The sequence below is a fragment of the Halomarina pelagica genome (genome assembly GCF_024228315.1).
Taxonomy (GTDB): domain Archaea; phylum Halobacteriota; class Halobacteria; order Halobacteriales; family Haloarculaceae; genus Halomarina; species Halomarina pelagica.
In genome coordinates this window covers 919,209-933,912 of the sequence record NZ_CP100454.1, presented here as the reverse complement: position 1 = coordinate 933,912, position 14,704 = coordinate 919,209, and the positions used below count along the sequence as shown (strand labels likewise).

The window sequence follows — 14,704 nt, the reverse complement described above, 5'->3', positions numbered from 1 at the left end:
GCGACTCTCATTCGGCGTTCACTCGACGCTCGCGCTCACTCGGCGAGCGTCCCGATTCCGATGAGCCGCCAGCGCGTGCCGACGCGCCGGTTGATCGCGATGATCGCCCCGGGTTCGGCGCAGACGGGGCGCTTCAGCTTCACCTCGCACTCGTCGTCGCGGGCGCTCGTGACCGCGCCCACCGTCGTCGCCGTGCCGACGGTGAGCATGAGCGGCTCACCCGTGTTGATCGGCTCGATGTCGTCCTCGCTGCCGACGAGCCGGTCGAGCAGTTCGACCTCCATCGTGAACTGGTGCCACGTCGGCGGCAGGCTGCCGGGCGGTCCGGCGACCTGTCCGGCCAGCGAGTCGCCCTTCGTCAGCGAGGGGTCGAGCCCGGTGCCGACGCCGAGGAGGCCGCCGGGCGAGACCTCGTCGACGATCTCGCCGCCCGCCTGGAGCGACCGAACCGAGGTGGAGACGGGCAGGTACTCCGCCTGTCCGCCCTCCTCGACCCGTCGGCCGGGGCGGATCTCGAGTTCGTCGCCGACGCGCAGGCGACCCTGCGTGAGGCTCCCCCCGAGGACGCCGCCCATCAGCCCGTCGAAGGTGGTGCCCGGCCGGTTGACGTCGAAGCTGCGCGCGACCTGCATGCGCGCGTCGGCGTCGGGGTCGCGCTCGGGCGTCGGGATGGACTCCTCGATCGCCTGGATGAGGAGGTCCATGTTGACCTCCTGCTGGGCCGAGATCGGGACGACCGGCGCGTCCTCCGCGACGGTCCCCTCGACGAAGTCCTCGATCTCCCGGTAGTTCTCGCGGGCGCGATCGGCGTTCACGAGGTCGACCTTGTTCTGCGCGATGACGATGTTCTCGATGCCGATGATGTCGAGCGCCATCAGGTGCTCCGCGGTCTGGGCCTGCGGGACGGGTTCGTTCGCCGCGACGAGCAGGACGGCACCGTCCATCATCGCCGCGCCCGAGAGCATCGTCGCCATCAGCGTCTCGTGTCCTGGGGCGTCCACGAACGAGACGGTCCGGAGCACCTCACTCTCTGACCCGTCGGGACACGTCTCCTCGACGGTGTAGCACTCCGGCGCGTCCATGCCAGGGCACTGCCGGAACGTCGCGTCGGCGTAGCCGAGACGGATGGAGATACCCCGCTTCATCTCCTCGGAGTGCTGATCGGTCCACTCGCCGCTGAGCGCCTGGACCAGCGTCGTCTTGCCGTGGTCGACGTGGCCGACGAGTCCGATATTCACCTCCGGTTGACGGTGGTTCCCTGTCATGAAGTAATAGCGTGATATCGCCGCGTCGCGGATTTAACCTTGGCGGTTCACCGCGCCTCGCTCGCTCGCCCTCCTCCCGACCCGGTCGAACGCCGACTCCGAACCCATCGCCGCCGCGCGAACGACGGAAACGCGTCCACAGAGCGACGGGCGGCAGGACGTGAATCCGGCCGCCGACGCCACCCACGCCCGTCCGCCCCGTTCCGAGACCGGTCGGCGCGCGGACCGAACTGTCGACTTCGTTATGCGTTCGGGGGGCGTACGGGTACGTGCTATGTCGTCACTCGACACGAGGCTCGAACTCCTCGCCCCCGACAACTGCACCGTCGCGTTCGTCGACCATCAGCCCCTGATGGTGTTCGGGATCGGCTCGATCGACGGGCAGACGCTGAAGAACAACACGATCGCGCTCGCGAAGGCGGCGCGCGCGTTCGAGGTGCCCGTCGTCCTCACGTCGATCAACCCGGCGTACAGCGGCGACCTCTGGCCGGAGCTGTCGGCCGCCGCTCCCGACGCCGAGCCGATCGAGCGGACGACGATGAACCCCTGGGAGGACGAGGCCTTCGTCGCCGCCGTGACCGCCACCGGTCGACGGAAGCTCGTGCTGGCGGGGCTGTGGACCGAGGTGTGCGTCTGCTACCCGGCGCTCGACGCGCTGGCGGACGGCTACGACGTGTACGTCGTCACCGACGCGTGTGGCGGAACCACGAAAGAGGCCCACGAGATGGCGGTCGAACGCATGATCCAGGCGGGCGTCGTCCCGGTCACCTGGCAGCAGGTCCTCCTCGAGTTCCAGCGCGACTGGGCGCGCGAGGAGACGTACGCCGCGACGCTCGACGTCGTCAAGGAGCACAGCGGGGCGTACGGCACGGGGATCGAGTACGTCCAGACCGTGGTCGCGGGCGACGCCTCCTCGGAGGCACCCGCGAGCAGGAAACCCCCCGCGTAGGATAGGGGGCCCACGTGCGGACGACCGCCCTGCGCGCGGGTCTCCCGCGCGCACCGCTCACGGTAGCGCGCCGCGGGCGAGTCGACGGCTGACGCGCGTCGAACGACCGTCAGACGGCTACGAAACGCCTTTACCGGCGCTCCCCGACGTTCGCGCCATGCTACGCTGGCGACACCTCCCCGACCTGCTCGTCACGAACCTGGCCGGGCTGACCCGTCGCTCGTCGCGCGACGACCTCGACGGCCGGGAGATCCCCGTCACGGAGGAGCGAGAGGAGTGACGCCGCCGGCCGGCCGCCCCCGGTCGAGGGGGGCCCGAGCGTCGACGTTCGGTCGCGACGACCGCCGACGGTAGGTAGAGCGACCGCGAGCACCGCGCCCGCGTGACTTTTCTCGTCGCTCGTCCAACGACGACCGTGCGCGAGTTCGCGTTCGAGATGGCGCTGTGCGCCCGCCTGGAGAGCGGGGGGCACCTCGTCAGCCGACAGCTCGGGACGAGCACGCGCGGCCGGCGCGTGCTCGACGCGCTGCTCGTCGAACCCGGCCCCGAGTTCGACGCCCGGACGCGCATCACGCCCGATCGCATCCCCGACGCGGCCATCGAGGCCGACGTCGGCACCGGGCGCGCCCGCTACTGGAAGGACTGCTTCGACTGTCACCCCGACCGCGCGCGGAGCGCCGTCGAGCGCGCCTGCGAGGTCGGCTTCTTCGAGCGCGAGCGGCGCTCGGGGCGCACGTACGTCAGACAGACCGCGCGCTACCCCGACTGGTTCTCGCGCCTCGTCGGGATCGAGAACAAGCCAGACCTCGGGCGACCCGGCGACCTGGAGACGCAACTCCGGAAGGACGTGAGCCTCGCCGTCGTGGACGAGATCGTCCTCGCCACCGAGTCCTACGTGACGCGGGCGCACCTCAACCGCATCCCCGAGGCGGTGGGCGTCTGGCGGGTCCATGGGGAGACCGGCGCGTACGAGGTGGTGCGCGAGCCGACGCCGCTCGCCGCCTCCGAGGACGGGATCGACGTGCTGGAAGAGCGCCCGAGCCGGACGCGGGTGCGCGTCGTCAGCGCCGCCGAGAAGGCTCGCCTGCGCCGCCGCCTCGCCGAGCGCGCCTACGGCAAGGGCTGGCGCGTCACCTTCCCCGATTGCCCGCACGTCGAGGACCGACCGATCGCGGGCGTCGGTGGGATCCCGTACTGCGCCCGCGAGGGGCGCGTCGTCGGCCCGTCGAACCCCTGCGACTGCGCGGAGGGCGAGGGCGAAGGCGGGAGCGGCGAGGCCGGGAGCGTCGCGGTCCCCAACGTCGACCTCGACGCCCACCGCGACGAACACTCGCCGTGGGTGCGCGACCCGGCTGGCGCGCGGCGCGAGCAGGCGGGGCTGGATCGGTTCTCGTAGCCGTTCAGCCGAGCGAGTACACGTCGTACCGTTCGAAGAGGTCGCGCGTCCGCTCGTCGCGGTGCGCGCGGAGGACGCTGACTCCCGCGATCTCGCCGTCCGCCGACTCCACGAGATCGCACGCTGCGCGCATCTGCGCGCCGGTCTCTATCCAGTCGTCGACGACGAGCACCCGATCATCGCCGTTGAGCGCGCCCACGGCGAGTTCGAGCGTCTTCCCCTCCCCGGAGTAGTCCGTCACCTCGCGCCGGAGCACCTCGTCGTCGCGGAGCGGTAGCTTCCCGCCCTTCCGAACGGGGACGAAGCCGACGCCGGCCTCGCGGGCGGCGGCACCGCCGAGGACGAATCCGAGCGCCTCGATACCGACGACGCGGGTGTAGTCGTCGGCGAGCGGGTCGAGCAGGTCCGCGACGAGATTCGCGAACACGTCCCCGTCGGCGAGCAGCGGGCTCACGTCGTAGCGGCCGACGGCCTCGGTGTTCATACGCTCGTAGTAGTACGCGTAGTCCATCGTCTACAGCACGTACCGCTCGCCGTCGACCGCCGCGGGGTCGCCGAACGCCTCCTCCGGGGTCGGGAAGTGCGAGACGTGGACGAGGCGCACCTCGTCCGCCCGGAGGTCGTCGGCGAGCGCGAGCGCCCCCTCGGTGGTCATGTGCTTCGTGCCGAACGTGCGCGACACCCCCTCCTCGTCTTCGTGTCTCCCGCCGATAGGGTGGTACTCGCAGAGGCGGGCGGGGACGATCGCGTCCGCGAGCAGGAGGTCGGGGTCGGCGAGCACCGCGCGGGAGTCGTCGGGGATCCCGTAGCTCGTGTCCCCCGACAGCGAGAGCTTCGCGCCCGTCTCGGGGTCCTCGATCGCCAGGCCGTAGCACAGCAGCGGCGGGTGGTCAACCGGGACGAGCGTCACCCGGAGCCCGCACGCCTCGAACGGCTCGAACGGCGTCTCGGGGTGCACGTCGAGCTGGTCGAGGTAGTCGAACTTCGAGGCGACCGTCTCGGCGACGCTCTCGCCGGTCTCCGGGTCCGTCTCGTCCGCGGCGTGGACCGGGAGGTCGCCGAGCAGGCGGTAGGCGTTGCCGAGGCCGTCGAGGTGGTCGAAGTGGACGTGCGTGACGACGACCGCGTCCGGAAGCGGCGTCTCCTGGGTGAGAAACTGGTGTCGGAAGTCTGGGCTCGCGTCGACGAGCAGCGACTCGCCGCGCCGTTCGTTCTCGACGTGGACGGAGAAGCGCGAGCGCTCGACGCCGCGCTCGCGGGCCGCCTCGCAGGTATCGCACGCGCAGCCGACCGTCGGGGTGCCGGTGGTGTCGCCCGTCCCGAGGAGGGTGACGCGCATCCGTCAGACCCCGTCCGCGGGGCGATCGTGCGCGTGGTCGTGGTCGTGGTCGTGATCGTGATCGTGATCGTGATCGTGGGAGCGTCCGCCGGCGTCGTGGCCGTTACCCGCGATGAGCGCGTCGGGGTCGCCGTTCATCATGTCCATGTTCTTCAGGTTGTCGCGCTCCTCGAACCCGGCGACGGCGTCCTCCAGGTCCCCCTGGGTGAGCGTCGTGCGCTCCTCGGTGAGCGCGTCGAGGACCGCCTCCCTGAGGACGAGCCGGAGGTCGCTGCCGGTGAGCCCCTCCGTCTCGTCGGCCAGCGCCTCGGGGTCGAAGTCCACGATCTCCATCTGCCGGGTGATGACCCGGAGGATGTCGGCGCGCATCTGGTGGTCCGGCTTCGGGAAGTTGACGATCTCGTCGAAGCGCCGCCAGGCGGCCGCGTCGAGCTGGTCGGGGTGGTTCGTCGCGCCGATGAGGAGCACCTCGTCCTGGATGAGCGAGATCTCGTCGATGCTCTTGAGCAGCGTGTTGACGGCGCGCTTGATCGCCGCGTGCTCGTCAGAGGCGCGCGTCTTCGCCACGAAGTCGAACTCGTCCATGAAGAAGATGCAGGGGGCGAGCCGTTTGGCCACCTCGAAGGCCTTGTCGACGTTCTTCGCCGTCTCGCCGAGGTACTGGCTCGTGATCATCGACAGCTTCACCTCGACGAACGGCAGGTCGAGGTCGTGGGCGAGCGCGCGGGCGCTGGTCGTCTTCCCGGTCCCCGGCGGGCCGACGAACAGCAGCTTCCCGATCTCGCGCAGGCCGATGCTGGCGAGGTAGTCGCGGTGCTCGATGGCCTTCACGATCTTCAGGATCTCCCCCTCCTGGTCGGCGGTGAGCACGAGGTCGTCGAGGGTCATCTCGACCTCCTCGGGCGCGCGCACCTCGACGAGGTCGAGCATCTCCTCGTCCTCCTCGTCGAACATCTGTTCGAGCAGGCTGTCGATCCAGACGCGGTCGGCGTGGATCGGGCGGTTGCGCGCGCGGGCCGTCTCGTAGTCGACGCCCTCGAAGTCCTCCTCGAAGTAGAGCGCGAGCGTCGGGTTGTCGAGCAACCGCTCGGCGGAGGTCCGCTCGCGGTACCACTTCTCGGCCATCCCGAGGTCCGTGAACTCGATCGCCCCGGAGAAGTCCTTCTTCCCGGTGAACATCAGTCCGGAGATGGCGTCCCACGGGTGGCCGTAGCCCGTCGCCTCCGTGATGGTCGTCGCCGTGACCGTGAGCGGCCGTTCGATGCCGCCGGGCGCTGGCCGGCCCGTCGACTCGTCTGGCTCGGCGTCGGCGTTCCAGAAGGCGCGCCGATAGGGCGGGGGCAGGTCACCGGGGTCGAGCTCACGGTTGTCGGAGTAGACACGCGCGGTGAGCATGAATTCGACAATGTCGAGCGCCGGGCCGGTCATTTCCCGATTATTTGATCTGCGAGGGGTATAAGACCGTCGAAGACCGTCTGAGCGTCCACGTTCCGATTCGAGGGACACAAACGCCTCGCCGGTGGTCAGCAGTTGTTAGCAATTCGTACGGTGAAGTTTAACACTGTGAAGCCACTCGTTCGAGTATGGCAGATTCGACACCGGTCGTCGTCCGCGCGTACCGCACCCCGCAGGGGAAGGAAGACGGCGTCTTCGCCGACGTCCGCAGCGAGGACCTCTCGATCCCGCTCGTCGACGAGATACTCGCCGAGACGGGCCTCTCCGGCGAGGACGTGGACGACCTGATGTGGGGGTGCGCCCAGCAGCGCGGCGAGCAGGGCAACAACCTGGCGCGGGTCATCGCGCTCCTGTCGGACCTCGGCGAGTCCGTCCCGGCCACGACGATCAACCGCTGGTGTGCGTCCTCCGCGCAGGCGGTCATCAGCGCGTCCGACGCCATCCGCGCCGGCCAGCGCGACGCGATCATCGCGGGCGGCGTCGAGAACATGTCCCGCGTGAAGATGGGCGAGAACACGGGGAGCGTCCACCCCCGGATGAACGAGTACTACAACGTCGCCGAACTCTCGATGGGGATGACCGCGGAGAAGGTCGCAGAGGAGTTCGACATCTCCCGCGAGGCGCAGGACGAGTACGCCCTGCGCAGCCAGCGGCGCGCCGCCGAGGCGACCGACTCCGGGCGCTTCGAGGACCAGATCGTCCCGATCGACAACGGCGAGGAACTGGTCACGGAGGACGAGGGAATCCGACGCGACACCTCGCTCGAGGCCCTCGGGAAACTCCCGACGGTGTTCAAGTCGAACGGCACGGTCACGCCCGGCAACGCCTCGCAGATCTCCGACGGCGCGGCGGGCCTGCTCGTCACGAGCGAGGCCTTCGCCGAGGAGCGCGGCCTCGAGATCATGGCCGAGGTGGGCAACAACAGCGTCGCGGGCGTCGATCCGACGGTCATGGGGATCGGCCCGGTCCCCGCCGTCCGGAAGCTGCTCGAACGCACCGACCGCACGATCGACGACTACGACCTCGTCGAACTCAACGAGGCGTTCGCCTCCCAGACGCTCTACTGCCAGCGCGAACTCGGCATCGACGACGAGAGGTACAACGTCAACGGCGGCGCGATCGCCATCGGCCACCCGCTCGGCGCGAGCGGCGCGCGCCTCCCCGTCGCGCTCGTCCACGAGATGGGGCAGCGGGACGCGAACGCGGGCATCGCCACCGAGTGCGTCGGCTTCGGGCAGGGTGCGGCGATCGAGTTCTTCCGATAGACACCCTCACTCCTCTATCTTTTCGTCGTACCGCGAGCGGAGCGAGCGGGCCGAGGAGCGACCACCGGAGCGCGAACGGAGTGAGCGCTCCGACGGGAGCGACGACGCGCGTTTCCTAACGTGAACAGTGTTCCGAATACGCACAGTTCGATTCGAACCGTCCTCGGCTGCCCGTTTCTTGATGAGAAGTACTTTCGATAGTCGGAGTGAACAGTGCAGGTGTCCTACCTGTAGTAAGATGACGCCGATACTCGAGACGCGAAACCTCTCGCGGACCGTCGACGGCGAGCGCATCGTCGACGACGTCTCCGTCGCGATCCCCGAGTCGACGGTGCTCGTCGTCGTCGGGCCGTCGGGGTCCGGGAAGTCGTCGTTCCTCCGCCTGCTCGACCGGCTCGACGAGCCGACCGAGGGGACGGTGCTGATCGAGGGCGAGGACTACCGGGCGATCCCGCCACGGGACCTCCGCAGGCGGGTCGGCCTCGTCCCGCAGGACCCCGCGCTCGTCCCCGGCACGGTGTTCGAGAACGTCGCCCGCGGCCCGCGGCTTCGAGGCGACCCGATAGACGAAGCGCACGTCGAGGAACTCCTCGAGCGCCTCGGCCTCGCCGGGTACTGCGACCGCGACGTCGAGGACCTCTCGGGCGGCGAGAAACAGCGGGTCGCGATCGCCCGCACCCTGCTGAACGACCCGGACGTCCTGTTGCTCGACGAGCCGACCTCCCACCTCGACTCGGCGGCCGAAGCGCGCGTCGAATCGCTCCTCTCGGAGCTGATCGCCGACCTCGACCTCACCGTCGTGATGGTCACCCACGACGAGGACCAGGCGCGACGGATGGGCGACCACGCCATGGTGCTGCGGGCGGGACGCCTCGAGCGGGTCGGCCCGGTCGAGGAGGTGCTCCCGTGATGCAGGCGGTCGTCGAGCGGCTCCTCGAACAGCTCTCCGATCCCGTGCTCCTCACCGGGGTGGCGCAGGTCGCCGCCGCGGGCGCGCTCGCGGCGATCGTCGTCGGGATCTCGCGATTCCGCGGGCTCGCGCTGGAGCGCGAACTCGGCGTCGCGCTGGCCCGGGGACTGGTGCAGATCGTCGCGATGGGGTCGATCGTCGGGATCCTGCTGACCGTCGACCTCGTCTGGAGCGGCCTCGTCCTGCTGTTCATGATGGGCGGGGCGACGTGGATCTCGAAGGAGCGCGGCGAGGGGCTCCCCGGCGTGGTCCGCGTCTCCTTCGTCGCGATCGCCCTCGGCTCGGGGCTGGTGATCGTGACGATGACGCTCGCGGGCGCGATCGAGGCGACGGTCCGCAACCTCGTGCCCGTCGGGAGCATGATCATCGCGAACGCGATGCAGATCAACTCGCTCGCGCTCGATCGGTTCAAGGGCGAGATCGCGTCCAACCGCGCCGAGATCGAGGCGGGCCTCGCCCTCGGCGCGCCGCCCGCCGCCGTAATCTCCCGGCACGTCGAGACGGGCGTCCGGGCGTCGCTCATCCCCGTCGTCGACTCGCTGAAGAGCCTGGGATGGGTGTGGATCCCGGGGATCATGGCCGGGATGATCCTCGGCGGGGAGAACCCGATCTACGCCGCCCTCTACCAGTTCGTCATCATGGCGATGATCTTCGGCGCGGGCGGCCTGACGAGCATGACCAGCAGCCTCCTGATCGGGAAGTACGTCTTCACCGAGGCCGAGCAGCTGAAGGAGATCGAGGACGGCGAGGGGGCGTAGCGTACGGGCGAGCGGTCGCCGGGAACGCCCGAATGCTCGCCGCGTCCGTCGCCCGGACGGAACGACTTACTCCGACGACGCCGCATGGACGGCCATGCACATCCCCGACTACGAGCACGCGCCGGGACGCCACTGCGGCTCTACGTCCCTGCGCAACCTCGCTACCTACTACGGCTGGGGGTTCGACGAGCCGACCTGCTTCGGCCTCGCCTCGGGGCTCGGGTTCACCTACTTCGAACTGCCGAACCCGCCGCACCGCGCGTTCTTCGGCCGACCGCCGTACCTCGAACGCGCGTTCTTCGAGAACCTCGGGATCGGGTACGAGGAGCGGTCGGGCGAGGACTGGGCGACGGCGTGGGGCGAGATCCGGGCGCGCGTGGATGCGGGCGACCCCGCGCTGGTCTTCGCCGACATCTACCACCTCGACTACTTCGGGACGGACACGCACTTCTCGCCGCACGCGCTGCTCGTCGTGGGATACGGGCGTGAGTACGAGCGCGAGAGAGAGGAGGAGGGGGCGGAAGACGAGGGTGACGGGAGCGAGGGAGACGGAGGGGGCCACGGGAGCGAGGAGGGTGACGGAGGGAGCCACGGGAGCGGGACGGAGTACGTCGTCCTCTCCGACAGCGAATTTCCGGAACCGCAGCGCGTGCCCGTCGAGTCCCTGCGGGCGGCGATGACCGTCCCGCCCGACCTGAGTTACCCGACTCGCAACCGTTATCTCGTCGTGACTGACCCCGAGATCCGGGTGCCCGTCGAGGAGGCCGTCGCGACCGCCACGGAGGCGACGGCGCGCTACATGCTCGACCCGCGCGACGCGGTCCACGACGTGGGCGCGTTCGGCGTCCACGGACTCGACGGCGTCCGGGCGCTCGCCGCCGACCTCCCGGGGTGGACCGCGCTCCCCGATCCCGCCTGGACGACGCGCTTCGCCTACCAGAACGTCGAGCGGCGCGGCACGGGCGGCGGGGCGTTCCGCGGCCTCCAGCGCGACTTCCTCCGGACCGTCGGGCACCCATACGGCGAGCACGTGACCGAGGAGACGGCCGCGATCGCGGACGCCTGGACCGACGCGGCCCTGACGCTTCGGGAGGCGAGCGAGGCGGACGAGGCGGAGCTATCGAGGGGGCTCGCGGCGGCGGGCGAGGCCATCGAGGCGCTCGCGGACCGGGAGGAAGCCCTCTACCGGTCGATCCTCGACTGAGCCTCCTCGACGCCGGCGGTCCACGGCGTCTCGTCGGTCACGTCGCCGGTCTCGTAGACGCCGCGGACCTCGGCGACCAGTCGCTCGCCCGTGGCGGATGTGAGGTAGTCGAGCGCATGTCGATGGTCGGCGTCACCGACTCCGTGAGTTCCACGACGGCCGCTCCGGCGACGGTGTCCGCGAGGGCGTAGGCGACGCCGATCTCAGCGCTCGTCCGGGTGGCAGAACGTCATCGCCTCGCGGACGGCGTCGTGTCCGCCGAGGAGCGTGATCCGGTCGCCGTACTCGAGTTCGAAGTCGGCGTCCGGCACCTGGGCGTCGCCGTCGCGGCTGACCAGTGCGATGAGACAGCCGCCGGGGAGTTCGGGGCCGACCTCGCGGACGGTCCGGCCGACGAGTTCGTCCGCGGTCACCTCGATCTCCTGGACGTCACCCGTGTCGCCGATGCCGGAGATCCAGTTGGCGAGCGCGGGCCGCTCGATGAGGTCGTCGAGCGCCTGCGCCGTCGCCATGGTCGGGGAGATCGTCTTCACCCCGAGGTCCTCGAACGCCTCGACGTTGTTCGGGTTGTTCACCCGGGCGATGACCGTCTCGATCTCGAAGCGGGAGTTGGCGAGCTGTGCCACGAGGAGGTTCACGTCGTCGTCGCCGGTCGCGGCCACGAGCGTCTTCGCGTTTCCGGCACCCGCGGCCTGCAGGACGTCGGTGTCGGTGCCGTCGCCGATGTGGACGGTGTGGCCCGCGTTTCGGGCGCGTTCGACCATCTCCTCGTCCTGTTCGATGACGATGACGTTCTCTCCCCTGTCTTCGAGGCGGTCCGCGAGCGCACGGCCCACGGTCCCGCCGCCGATGATGAGTACGCGCATGGGTATGATGTCGAGGTATTCCGCGATGTACCGCGAGAGTCCCCCCTCGAAGAGGACCGTCGCGAGGATGACGAGAAAGACCGTGCCGGCGATGAGCGTCGCCACGCCGGCCTGCCCCTCCGCCTGCAACTGCACCGCGAACAGCGTGGCGACCGACGCCGGGATGATGCCCCGCGGCCCGACGAGGCTCATGAACACCCGTTCGTTCGTGGTGAAGCGGCCGCCGATCGTCGACAGGAACACGAGCGCCGGTCGGATGACGAGCGCGACCGCCGCGACGACGGCGATCCCGCCCAGCCCGAGCTGGGCGATGTCGTCGAACCGCAGCAGCGCCGCGAGCGCGATGAACACGAACGACAGGACCAGGAGGGTGATGTCGCCCTTGAACGCGGCGATGTCCTCCTCGTAGGGGACGTCGAGGTTCCCGAGGATGATGCCGGCGGTCGCGACCGCCGCGATGCCCGCCTCGCTGCGGACGGCGTCGGCCACGCCGAAGGCGACCAGCGCCCCCGAGAGCACGAGCAGTCGGGCGTTCTGCGGGGCGTTCCCCGGCGAGAGGTCGACGTACCGGAGGCCGACCCAGAGCAACCCGGCCACGGCGATGCCGACGAGCACGCCCACCCCGAGGCGGACGACGAAGTCCTCGAGCAGCGCCGTTCGCGTGACGTCCTCCAGGACGACCGCCTCGAAGACGACGACGGCGACGATGGCCGCCGTCACGTCGTTGACGATCCCTTCCGTCTCGAGCGCCGCCTCGACCCGGTCGCGCGCGGGCACCACCTCCAGGATCGGCGTGATGACCGTCGGTCCCGTCGCGACCAGCAGCGCCCCGATGAGAAAGGAGACGTCCCAGGGTGCCGCGAGCGCGTAGCGGACGACGAGCGCCGTCCCGACCAGGGCGATCACGGCACCGACGGTCACGAGCCGTATCGTCTCCCGCGGGGCCTCGCGAAGCTTCTCGACGCGGAGGTGGAACGCCCCCTCGAAGACGATGATCGCGACCGAGAGGCCGACGATGGCCGGGAGCGCGTCGCCGAACGCCCCCCGGGAGATGAACCCGATCCCCTCGGGCCCGAGGAGGATACCGGCGAGGATGAGGAAGATGATGCTGGGTATTCGGAACCGATCGCCGAGTATCTGGGCGACCACGCCGACGGTGATGATGACCGCTACAAGTGGGATTAGCTCGCTCGACACGGTGTCCTCTCTACGAGCGGCTGATGTTCCCATACGCTTAAAGAACACCGATCCGTCGCCACAATAGCGCGTAAAACGATTACATTCACAAACACTATGCCAGTCGAGCCCGAGTACGGTCGGTCATCGTCACGGATCGCCGCTGACCGTCATGGCGCGCGACGGCCGGTCGCGGTCGGTTCGAGGGGGCGCGTCGATCGGACCGGCGGTTCACCGGTCGCGAACGTTGAGGTACCGGAGGACGCCGCGCGCGTTCAGCTTCCCCTCCGCCCGGGCCTTGCGCTCGCCCCAGACGTCGCCCATGCGCGCCGCGGTCGCGTCGGCGAAGTGCTCGACGACGGCCGCGTCGTCGCCGAGGTCCGCGCGGACCGCCTCGACCTCCGCCGCCCACTCGGCCAGCAGGTCGGCGTACGCCGCGAGGCGGTCGTCGGCCGGGGCGGGACCGTAGTGGGCGTAGAGCAGCGTATCGGGGTCGAGCGATTCGATCGTCGCCACGTCGGCGAGGCTCCGCTCCAGGTCGAAGTTCGGCGGCGGGGTGGTCGGCTCGACCGCGTCGATCGCCGGGACGTAGATACCGGCGGCGTCGGCCGTGAAGACGGCGCTCGCGTCGGGGAGTTCGAACACCGCCTGATGGGGGGCGTGTCCCGGCGCGTGGTGGACGCGCAGTTCGCGGTCGCCGAGGTCGATCGCGTCGCCGTCGGCGAGCGTCGCGACGCGCTCCTCGGGGACGGGCACCGGTTCGGCGTAGAACTCCCACTGGTCGCCGACGGCACGCTTCGTCCCCTCGACGAGTCGTTCCGGGTCGATCAGGTGCGGCGCGCCGATCTCGTGGACGTAGACCGTCGCGTTCGGGCACTCGCGGGCGAGGTAGCCCGCGCCGCCCGCGTGGTCGAGGTGGACGTGCGTCGGCGCGACGACCGCGAGGTCCTCGGGCGCGATACCGACGCGCTCCAACGCGGCGAGGACGTCCCCGTAGCGCGTCCCCATGCCGGTGTCGACGACCGCGGGGCGCTCCGCGTCGACGAGGTAGACCGCGCCGTACTCCGGCGTGTCGTACATTCCCACGTCGACGTAATAGCAGTCCTCGCACCCCGCCGCTCCGACTTCGTGCAGGTCGCCGATCGCCATACGTGAGGGGGCGTCCCGGCGGGGCAAAAGCGGTTCGGCGGGGCTCAGACCGAGAGCCAGCCGCCGTCGACGGGGTACGTCTGCCCGGTGACGTAGCTCGCGGCGTCCGAGGCGAGGAACACCGCGATCCCCTTCAGCTCCGCCGACCGGGCGAGCCGCCCGAGGAGGGTCCGACGCTCGATCTCCTCCGTGAACGCGGCCATCTCCTCCTCCGAGACGTCGGCGTTGGCGAACAGCGCCGTCTCGACGAAGCCGGGGGCGATGGCGTTCACGCGGACGCCGTGAGGTGCGAGCGAGACGGCCATGTCGCGCGTGAGGTTGACCACGCCGCCCTTGGCCGCGGTGTACGCCGGCGACGCGCCGTTGAAGCTCCCGACCAGCCCGTAGATCGAGGCCGTGCTCGTGATGGTGCCGCCCTCTTCCGATTCGACGAAATGCTGGGCCGCCGCGCGCGCCGTGAGGAACACGCCCGTGAGGTTCACCTCGACGACCCGCCGCCAGTCGTCGAGGTCGTGCTCCGCGAGGGGCGCGATCGCGCCGCCGACCCCCGCGTTGGGGAAGACCGCGTCGAGACCGCCGAGTTCGTTCGCCGTCTGCTCGACGGCGGCGGCGACGTCCTCCTCGCTCGTGACGTCCGCCGGGACGGCGACGGCGTCGGTCGGGAGTGAGTCGGCGGTCTCGGTCGCCGCGTTCCCGTCGACGTCGACGCACGCGACCGACGCGCCCGCCTCCGCGAGTCCCTCCGCGTACGCGCGGCCGATGCCGCTGCCCGCACCGGTCACGAACGCCGTCTTGCCCGTCAGATCGAACAGGTCGGGGAGTGCCGTCATGGTCGCCCGGACTTGGTTCCCCAGCGACAAGAAACGCGCCGCTGCGAGGCGCGCCGTGCGAGAGGGAGGCGGGGATGCGACA

Annotated in this window: 14 protein-coding genes; 7 read left to right on the top strand and 7 right to left on the bottom strand. The window is 70.2% G+C overall.

The window, feature by feature from the left end:
* Positions 1-35 precede the first annotated feature (35 nt).
* Entirely contained in the window at positions 36-1,265 is a 1,230-nt protein-coding gene (locus NKI68_RS04935; RefSeq protein WP_254545591.1) for a translation initiation factor IF-2 subunit gamma, read from the bottom strand.
* 274 nt (positions 1,266-1,539) lie between these two features.
* Between NKI68_RS04935 and NKI68_RS04930 the strand changes: the two genes are divergently transcribed.
* The 3 genes from NKI68_RS04930 (at position 1,540) to NKI68_RS04925 (ending at position 3,610) form a co-directional block, all read left to right on the top strand.
* Positions 1,540-2,214: a hydrolase gene (locus tag NKI68_RS04930; protein WP_254545589.1), complete on the top strand. Its 675-nt coding sequence runs from the start codon at positions 1,540-1,542 to the stop codon at positions 2,212-2,214.
* A gap of 157 nt (positions 2,215-2,371) precedes the next feature.
* The gene (locus tag NKI68_RS23520; RefSeq protein ID WP_256562672.1) at positions 2,372-2,494 is read left to right on the top strand and encodes a hypothetical protein; all 123 of its coding nucleotides are present in this window, start codon (positions 2,372-2,374) and stop codon (positions 2,492-2,494) included.
* A gap of 135 nt (positions 2,495-2,629) precedes the next feature.
* Positions 2,630-3,610 carry a DUF5787 family protein gene (locus NKI68_RS04925; protein ID WP_254545587.1) on the top strand — a complete coding sequence of 327 codons (981 nt, stop codon included), beginning with the start codon at positions 2,630-2,632 and terminating at the stop codon, positions 3,608-3,610.
* 4 nt (positions 3,611-3,614) lie between these two features.
* Here the strand turns inward: NKI68_RS04925 and NKI68_RS04920 are convergent, their stop codons facing one another.
* Genes NKI68_RS04920 through NKI68_RS04910 form a run of 3 tightly spaced genes read right to left on the bottom strand, consistent with a single transcriptional unit; the run spans position 3,615 to position 6,377 of the window.
* Positions 3,615-4,121, bottom strand: coding sequence for a phosphoribosyltransferase family protein (locus tag NKI68_RS04920; RefSeq protein WP_254545586.1), 507 nt, complete (start codon positions 4,119-4,121; stop codon positions 3,615-3,617).
* Between the two features lie 3 nt (positions 4,122-4,124).
* Positions 4,125-4,949 (bottom strand): MBL fold metallo-hydrolase, encoded by an 825-nt coding sequence (locus NKI68_RS04915; RefSeq protein WP_254545585.1) that lies wholly within the window; start codon positions 4,947-4,949, stop codon positions 4,125-4,127.
* Between the two features lie 3 nt (positions 4,950-4,952).
* Complete coding sequence (locus NKI68_RS04910) at positions 4,953-6,377, bottom strand: ATP-binding protein (RefSeq protein WP_254545584.1); 1,425 nt, start codon at positions 6,375-6,377, stop codon at positions 4,953-4,955.
* 155 nt (positions 6,378-6,532) lie between these two features.
* Here NKI68_RS04910 and NKI68_RS04905 point away from each other — a divergent pair, with 155 nt between their 5' ends.
* The 4 genes from NKI68_RS04905 (at position 6,533) to NKI68_RS04890 (ending at position 10,601) form a co-directional block, all read left to right on the top strand.
* Positions 6,533-7,669, top strand: a complete 1,137-nt coding sequence (locus tag NKI68_RS04905) for a thiolase family protein (protein WP_254545582.1) — start codon at positions 6,533-6,535, stop codon at positions 7,667-7,669.
* 238 nt (positions 7,670-7,907) lie between these two features.
* Entirely contained in the window at positions 7,908-8,579 is a 672-nt protein-coding gene (locus NKI68_RS04900) for an ABC transporter ATP-binding protein (RefSeq protein ID WP_254545580.1), read from the top strand.
* Complete coding sequence (locus NKI68_RS04895) at positions 8,579-9,397, top strand: ABC transporter permease (RefSeq protein WP_254545579.1); 819 nt, start codon at positions 8,579-8,581, stop codon at positions 9,395-9,397. Before NKI68_RS04900 ends, NKI68_RS04895 begins: the two co-directional genes overlap by 1 nt.
* A gap of 94 nt (positions 9,398-9,491) precedes the next feature.
* Positions 9,492-10,601 (top strand): BtrH N-terminal domain-containing protein, encoded by a 1,110-nt coding sequence (locus NKI68_RS04890; protein ID WP_254545578.1) that lies wholly within the window; start codon positions 9,492-9,494, stop codon positions 10,599-10,601.
* A gap of 203 nt (positions 10,602-10,804) precedes the next feature.
* On the opposite strand, the gene NKI68_RS04885 is transcribed toward NKI68_RS04890, so the two are convergent.
* From NKI68_RS04885 to NKI68_RS04875, 3 genes are all read right to left on the bottom strand, one after another.
* Positions 10,805-12,697 carry a cation:proton antiporter domain-containing protein gene (locus NKI68_RS04885; protein ID WP_254545576.1) on the bottom strand — a complete coding sequence of 631 codons (1,893 nt, stop codon included), beginning with the start codon at positions 12,695-12,697 and terminating at the stop codon, positions 10,805-10,807.
* A gap of 177 nt (positions 12,698-12,874) precedes the next feature.
* The gene (locus NKI68_RS04880) at positions 12,875-13,792 is read right to left on the bottom strand and encodes an MBL fold metallo-hydrolase (protein ID WP_254545575.1); all 918 of its coding nucleotides are present in this window, start codon (positions 13,790-13,792) and stop codon (positions 12,875-12,877) included.
* 44 nt (positions 13,793-13,836) lie between these two features.
* Positions 13,837-14,622, bottom strand: coding sequence for an SDR family NAD(P)-dependent oxidoreductase (locus tag NKI68_RS04875; protein WP_254545574.1), 786 nt, complete (start codon positions 14,620-14,622; stop codon positions 13,837-13,839).
* Positions 14,623-14,704 lie beyond the last annotated feature (82 nt).

What these genes read in the sequence shown, in the direction of transcription:
- NKI68_RS04935 (WP_254545591.1), bottom strand. Translation starts at nt 1,265, where the DNA reads ATGACAGGGAACCACCGTCAACCGGAGGTGAATATCGGACTCGTCGGC.
- NKI68_RS04930 (WP_254545589.1), top strand. Translation starts at nt 1,540, where the DNA reads ATGTCGTCACTCGACACGAGGCTCGAACTCCTCGCCCCCGACAACTGC.
- NKI68_RS23520 (WP_256562672.1), top strand. Translation starts at nt 2,372, where the DNA reads ATGCTACGCTGGCGACACCTCCCCGACCTGCTCGTCACGAACCTGGCC.
- NKI68_RS04920 (WP_254545586.1), bottom strand. Translation starts at nt 4,121, where the DNA reads ATGGACTACGCGTACTACTACGAGCGTATGAACACCGAGGCCGTCGGC.
- NKI68_RS04915 (WP_254545585.1), bottom strand. Translation starts at nt 4,949, where the DNA reads ATGCGCGTCACCCTCCTCGGGACGGGCGACACCACCGGCACCCCGACG.
- NKI68_RS04910 (WP_254545584.1), bottom strand. Translation starts at nt 6,377, where the DNA reads ATGACCGGCCCGGCGCTCGACATTGTCGAATTCATGCTCACCGCGCGT.
- NKI68_RS04905 (WP_254545582.1), top strand. Translation starts at nt 6,533, where the DNA reads ATGGCAGATTCGACACCGGTCGTCGTCCGCGCGTACCGCACCCCGCAG.
- NKI68_RS04900 (WP_254545580.1), top strand. Translation starts at nt 7,908, where the DNA reads ATGACGCCGATACTCGAGACGCGAAACCTCTCGCGGACCGTCGACGGC.
- NKI68_RS04895 (WP_254545579.1), top strand. Translation starts at nt 8,579, where the DNA reads ATGCAGGCGGTCGTCGAGCGGCTCCTCGAACAGCTCTCCGATCCCGTG.
- NKI68_RS04890 (WP_254545578.1), top strand. Translation starts at nt 9,492, where the DNA reads ATGCACATCCCCGACTACGAGCACGCGCCGGGACGCCACTGCGGCTCT.
- NKI68_RS04885 (WP_254545576.1), bottom strand. Translation starts at nt 12,697, where the DNA reads ATGGGAACATCAGCCGCTCGTAGAGAGGACACCGTGTCGAGCGAGCTA.
- NKI68_RS04880 (WP_254545575.1), bottom strand. Translation starts at nt 13,792, where the DNA reads ATGGCGATCGGCGACCTGCACGAAGTCGGAGCGGCGGGGTGCGAGGAC.
- NKI68_RS04875 (WP_254545574.1), bottom strand. Translation starts at nt 14,622, where the DNA reads ATGACGGCACTCCCCGACCTGTTCGATCTGACGGGCAAGACGGCGTTC.